The sequence below is a fragment of the Propionibacterium cyclohexanicum genome, assembly GCF_900111365.1.
Classification (GTDB): Bacteria; Actinomycetota; Actinomycetes; order Propionibacteriales; family Propionibacteriaceae; genus Propionibacterium; species Propionibacterium cyclohexanicum.
Genome location: NZ_FOGZ01000045.1, coordinates 1 through 5,445 on the forward strand (window position 1 = coordinate 1; position 5,445 = coordinate 5,445).

Genomic DNA, 5,445 nt, shown 5'->3' on the forward strand with positions numbered 1-5,445 from the left:
CTCGGCTTCCGCAACCTCACCAACTACATCGCCCGCAGCCTGCTCGAGACCGGCGGCTTCAGACCCCACCTACACCCTCATCTGTGAAGAGCCGGATTTCTTCGATGAGTGATACCGAGACCATCAATGCGGAGGCCGCCGGCCTGGAGCCGGGCAAAGAGTCCGCTCGCTCCATGTTCAGACTGAATCGCGCACAGTTTGCGCTGTTGTGGAAGCTGTTCTGGCGCAACAACTGGTTGATGTTCACTGCTAGCTACGTGAAGCTGCAGGGCCTTACCTATGCCTGGGTCATGGAGCCCTTCTTGGCGAAGATCTATGGCAGGGGTACCGACGATTATTATGAGGCGCTGGAACGCCACACCGCTTTCTTCAACACCACACCGTTCGTGTCCGGCTTCGTCCAGGCAATCTCGATCTCTATGGAACAAGAGAACAAGATCGCCAAGGACAAGGGGCTCGAGTTCGACACTACGTCGATCTCGACCATCAAGACGGCCCTCATGGGCCCGTTGGCCGGCATAGGCGACGCAATCAACCTGTCCGTCATCCGCGTCATCGCCACCGGCATCGCGCTCGGGTTCTCGGCGCAGGGGAGCATCCTCGGGCCCATCCTGTTCTTCCTCGGTGTCTTCGTGCCCACGCTGCTCATTCGCTGGTTCACCCCGATCATCGGCCTCAAGGCCGGTGGCAACTTCATTGCCACCGCGATGAAGTCCGGGATCTTCGGCGCGATCACGAAGGGTGCAACAGTTCTCGGCCTCATCATGACCGGCGGCATGGTCGCCCAGTACGTCACCTTCAAGACGACCCTCGTCTACACGACGAAGGGCGGGGTCTTTGATCTGCAGAAGGTCTTCGACAGCATCCTTCCAGGACTGCTCCCGCTGTCCTTGACCCTCATCTGCTTCGCCTATCTGCGCAAGCACAACAAGCCGATCCGAGTCATCCTCGTGCTCTTCGCCCTGGCGCTCGTCCTGACGCTTCTCCACGTCACTGGCGGAAAGTAGAGCAGGCACTTCTCATGCTGGCCCGCCGGGAATTCCCGGCGGGCCAGCATGGACCATGGAAAATCGTGTGAGACGAGGGAGAGACAGTGGGCCGGACTGGGATTTCGAACCCGATTCTGAGGGGCTTCAACCCCGATGCGTCGATCACCCAGGTGAATGACGACTATTACATCGCCACGTCAACCTTCGAATGGCTTCCGGGTGTTGACATCTATCACTCGAGAGATCTCGTCAACTGGGATCTTGTCGCCTCCCCACTCCAAGACGGCATCAACGTCAATCTTCGGGGCAATGAGGATTCGGGAAGCATCTGGGCCCCCCACCTGTCCTTTGCGGAAGGCCGGTTCTGGCTGGTCTTCACCGATGTCAAGTCGCGGGGACAGGGACTGGATGCGCTCAACTACATCATCTCGGCCGAGGATGTGAAGGGGCCCTGGAGCGAGCCGGTCTTCATCAATGCCAGCGGCTTCGATCCGGCATTGTTCCACGACGGCCACCACCACTACTTCCTCAACATGCTTCATGACTATCGGCCGGAACGCGACCAGAGATTCGCCGGGCTTGTCATGCAGGAGATCGACCTGCCCACGCTCACGCTCAAGGGAGAGCGCAGACACTTCTTCACGGGCACCGATCTGGGGGTCTGCGAGGGCCCTACTCTCATGAAGAAGGACGGTTACTACTATCTGCTCGCCGCGGCCGGTGGCACGGGTTACTCGCATGCCGCCACGGTCTCGCGCAGCAAGGACATCTGGGGCCCCTATGAGACCTCGCCCTTCCATCCGCTGCTCACCACCAAGGACGACCCGACCAATCCCGTGCAGAAGGCGGGGCACGCGTCCTTCGTGCAGGCAGGTGACGAGTGGTTCATCGTTCACATCATGGCCAGGCCACTGAGCCTGCAGCGAGGACATTGCCCCTTGGGGCGCGAGACCGGGCTGCAGAAGATCGAGTGGATCGACGACTGGCCGCGCCTGGCCAATGGCACCCACTGGCCCCAGATGGTCATTGAGGCGCCGAAGATCGCTCGGGGCGTGACACAGCGCAGCGATTACTCGGAGCGAATCGACTTCGCCGATGGAGTACTGCCGCCGAGCATGAAGACTTTGCGGCATAGTCTCTCGAGCGAACTCAGCTTCGACGCCCGGCCTGGTTATCTGCGTCTCCACGGAGGCCAGAGCCTGGGGAGCCTGCACGAACAGTCGCTGTTGGCACGGCGATGGCAGAGCACGTCCTTCAGGGCCGAGACACAAGTCGAATTCTCACCCAGGAGTTTCCAGCAGATCGCCGGACTGGTGTGCTACTTCGACACGAATAATTGGCAGTATCTCAATGTCTCGTTCGACGAGGAACTCGGCTGCAAGGTCCTGCGGCTGGATATCTCCGACAACGGAAAGTGGGTCTTGGTCGGCAAGCGCCCGATTGAGGAGCAAGAGGCAGCCCTGAGACTGGGCGTGCGCGTGAACCGCAATCAAGCTCAGTTCGAGGCCGCCAAGATCGGTGGTGCCTTCGTGCCGATCGGGGAGCCCACGGCGGCGGACAGGTTGAGCGACGACTATGTGAAGGAATTGGGAGGGCTGTCCTTCACCGGGGCTTTCGTGGGGATATGTGCTCAAGATCTTGATGATCACAGTTCCTTCGCCGACTTCCGCTACTTCGACTACCGGGAGTTCCCGGGTGAGTGTGCATGAGCTCCGTGTCGAGAAACAGAGCGATCTTCGCCATCGATCTCGATGGCACCTTGATCGGCGATGACCACGAACTCAGCTCGCTCAATCTCTCGGCCATCCGCCGGGCCGAGCACGCAGGATGCACGATCGTGGTGGCGACGGGACGGAGTCTCGACTCGGCACGCAAGCAATTGACGGCACTCGGCACTGCCGGATACATTCTCGCGCTCAATGGCGCGATCATCACGACAGGGGCTGGGAACATCCTATTCAGTCAGCCGATGTCGCCTGAGGCGGCGCTGAGGGTCTGCCGGGTGGGTGAACAGGGTGACGCGACCGTCTTCCTCACCGGTATGGAAGCGAACTATCGATTCAAAAATGGGGCCCAAGCCCCGAACCTGGTGCAAGAGTTCCGACCCGGCGATAGTCGCCTCACGGACTGTGGGTATGGCCAAGCCCAGCAGGTCGTGGAGAGCATGGACATCTACAAGGCAGCCTTGATGGAAGAAGATGTCTCGCATCTCTCAGTCCTGAAGGATGAATTGTCTCGCGACGGGCTCCCCGTGGTGTCAAGCGATGTTCACTATGTCGAGGTCTCGCCCGAGGGCGTGAGTAAAGGATCCGGGCTGGCGCGCCTGGTGACGATGATCGGGCTCGACAATGTACCCATCATCGCTTTCGGCGATCAGGAGAACGACCTGGAGATGCTCCGCAAGGCGGATGTCGGGCTGGCGATGGGTAATGCCCTGCCGGTTGTGAAACAGTCCGCCGACCGCGTGATCGGCAGCAACAACGAGTCGGCAGTAGGACAGGCGATTCTCGAATTCCTCGAGGACCCGGCGAGTTTCATTCAGAAATAGACGGAGGAGAAGAGGCATCCATGGCAAAGCGCAAATCGGTACCCTGTAAGGTGTTCTTGGTTTCGCACGGCGATTTCGCTGAGGGCCTGAAGAACACGGCTGAAATGATCGTGGGGGCCCACAGCAACCTCTACGCCTTCGGCCTCCATCGGGGCGGACACCCCGATGAGATCGTCGCTGAGATCGAGAAGCTCATCGATCCCGAGGAGTGGACCTTCATCCTCGGAGATCTGGCCGGCGGCAGTGTCTGCAATGCCGCGCTGCGGCTCACCACCAACGAGCGCGTCGTCCTGGTATCCGGGATGAACCTTCCGCTCGCCATCCAGTTCGTGCTCACACCCCCGGACTCACCCGAGGCGCTCGAAAAGCTCTTGTCCGAGTCCAGGTTGGGCCTCAAGCAGCTCGTGCTCAAGCGGCCCGATGCCGCGGAGGAGGAGTTCTTCTGATGGCAGCCGAGCAGGATTCCGTCTGGCTGGAGCAGACCTTCGACAAGCTCGTGGCCAAGGTCGATGCCCAGGCAGACCGTCTGGGGCCCAAGATCCCCTATGTGCCGGAGAACGGTGTCTACCCCGACATGGGTGAGCGTGACATCATCTGGTGGACCAACGGCTTCTGGTCGGGCATCCTGTGGCAGCTCTACCACGCCACAGGCCGCGAGAAGTTCGCGCAGATCGCCCGAACCGACGAGGAGCGCCTCGACGCTGCCTTCACGCAGTACACCGGCCTGCATCACGATGTCGGCTTCATGTGGCTGCACACCGCTGTCGCCGATTACCGCCTCACCGGCAACGAGCGCTCGAAGGCCCGCGGCCTGCACGCTGCGCATCTGCTCGCTGGGCGATACAACCCCCGCGGGAAGTTCATCCGCTCCTGGAATCGCGATCGGGCAGGCTGGATCATCGTCGACTCGATGCTCAACATCCCGCTGCTGTACTGGGCCCGCGATACCCTCGACGATCCGCGCTTCGGCTTCGTCGCCGAAGACCATGCCGACACGGTACTGACCAAGGTGCTCCGCGGCGACGGCTCGGTGAATCACATCGCCGTGCTCGATCCCAACAATGGCGATCTGCTGGAGACCCCGGGCGGTCAGGGCTTCGAGAGCGGATCCTCGTGGAGCCGCGGCCAGGCATGGGCGCTGTACGGTTTCGCGTTGAGCTATCTGCACACCGGCAAGAAGGAATACCTCGACGCCGCCAAGCGCGTGGCGCACTATTTCATCGCCCAGGTGCAGCGCACCGGCTGGATTCCGCTCGTCGATTTCCGGGCTCCGGCCGAGCCCGTCAAGCGCGACAGCTCGGCGGGGCTGTGCGCGGCGTGTGGGCTGCTCGAGATCGCCAAGCACGTGGGCGAGTACGAGAAGGACTTCTATCGCGAGGCGGCGCTCAACATCGTCCGCGCCACTGAAGCCTCCTGCGCCGACTGGGACACCGAGCGCGACGGTCTCATCGGCGCTGCGACGGCGGCGTACCACGACGAGAAGGCCTCGAACGCCTCCATCATCTACGGCGACTACTACTTCACCGAGGCGCTGCTACGGCTGCTGGATCGAGACGTGCTGCTCTGGTGAGCGCGGCACCGGCCCCTCGAGCACTGATTTCAGGAAAGGATGGGACACAGATGACGGGTTCTCCGCAGGACAGCTCGGTTGCGCTCACGGAGCAGAAGACCATTGCCGAACCGCTGAACGTCGAGATCAGCGAGCAGTTCCACCTGTTCACGCAGGAGGCACAGCTGTCGTTTGCGGTCACCACGCACGGTCACCTGCTCACCACCTATTTCGGTCCCAAGGTCGGCCAACAGGATCTTTCCTGGCTCTTCACAGATGAGGGTGTAGGTGGGGTCTGAAGCCGCCGGTCTCGAGCAGGCTGCGGGCGATGTAGTTGGTGAGGTTGCGGAAGCCGAGGG

At 61.4% G+C, this 5,445-nt stretch carries 6 protein-coding genes; all 6 read left to right on the top strand.

Features of this window, described 5'->3' with window-relative positions; genetic code table 11:
- Window positions 1-104 precede the first annotated feature (104 nt).
- The 6 genes from BMX93_RS12435 to BMX93_RS12460 all read left to right on the top strand — a co-directional run bounded on the left by BMX93_RS12435 (window position 105) and on the right by BMX93_RS12460 (window position 5,385).
- Window positions 105-1,007, top strand: coding sequence for a PTS system mannose/fructose/sorbose family transporter subunit IID (locus BMX93_RS12435; protein WP_218139346.1), 903 nt, complete (start codon window positions 105-107; stop codon window positions 1,005-1,007).
- Window positions 1,008-1,093: 86 nt separating this feature from the next.
- Window positions 1,094-2,698: a glycoside hydrolase family 43 protein gene (locus tag BMX93_RS12440; protein WP_091971620.1), complete on the top strand. Its 1,605-nt coding sequence runs from the start codon at window positions 1,094-1,096 to the stop codon at window positions 2,696-2,698.
- Window positions 2,695-3,537: a Cof-type HAD-IIB family hydrolase gene (locus BMX93_RS12445; RefSeq protein WP_091971623.1), complete on the top strand. Its 843-nt coding sequence runs from the start codon at window positions 2,695-2,697 to the stop codon at window positions 3,535-3,537. The genes BMX93_RS12440 and BMX93_RS12445 overlap by 4 nt, the downstream gene beginning before the upstream one ends.
- 20 nt (window positions 3,538-3,557) lie before the next feature.
- Window positions 3,558-3,983, top strand: a complete 426-nt coding sequence (locus tag BMX93_RS12450) for a PTS sugar transporter subunit IIA (protein ID WP_091971625.1) — start codon at window positions 3,558-3,560, stop codon at window positions 3,981-3,983.
- Entirely contained in the window at window positions 3,983-5,107 is a 1,125-nt protein-coding gene (locus BMX93_RS12455; RefSeq protein ID WP_091971628.1) for a glycoside hydrolase family 88 protein, read from the top strand. Before BMX93_RS12450 ends, BMX93_RS12455 begins: the two co-directional genes overlap by 1 nt.
- A 50-nt stretch (window positions 5,108-5,157) precedes the next feature.
- Complete coding sequence (locus BMX93_RS12460) at window positions 5,158-5,385, top strand: hypothetical protein (protein WP_091971631.1); 228 nt, start codon at window positions 5,158-5,160, stop codon at window positions 5,383-5,385.
- Window positions 5,386-5,445: the final 60 nt, after the last annotated feature.

Excerpts from the sequence above, each read along its gene's own strand:
- BMX93_RS12435 (WP_218139346.1), top strand. The coding sequence starts at position 105 with ATGAGTGATACCGAGACCATCAATGCGGAGGCCGCCGGCCTGGAGCCG.
- BMX93_RS12445 (WP_091971623.1), top strand. The coding sequence starts at position 2,695 with ATGAGCTCCGTGTCGAGAAACAGAGCGATCTTCGCCATCGATCTCGAT.
- BMX93_RS12450 (WP_091971625.1), top strand. The coding sequence starts at position 3,558 with ATGGCAAAGCGCAAATCGGTACCCTGTAAGGTGTTCTTGGTTTCGCAC.
- BMX93_RS12455 (WP_091971628.1), top strand. The coding sequence starts at position 3,983 with ATGGCAGCCGAGCAGGATTCCGTCTGGCTGGAGCAGACCTTCGACAAG.
- BMX93_RS12460 (WP_091971631.1), top strand. The coding sequence starts at position 5,158 with ATGACGGGTTCTCCGCAGGACAGCTCGGTTGCGCTCACGGAGCAGAAG.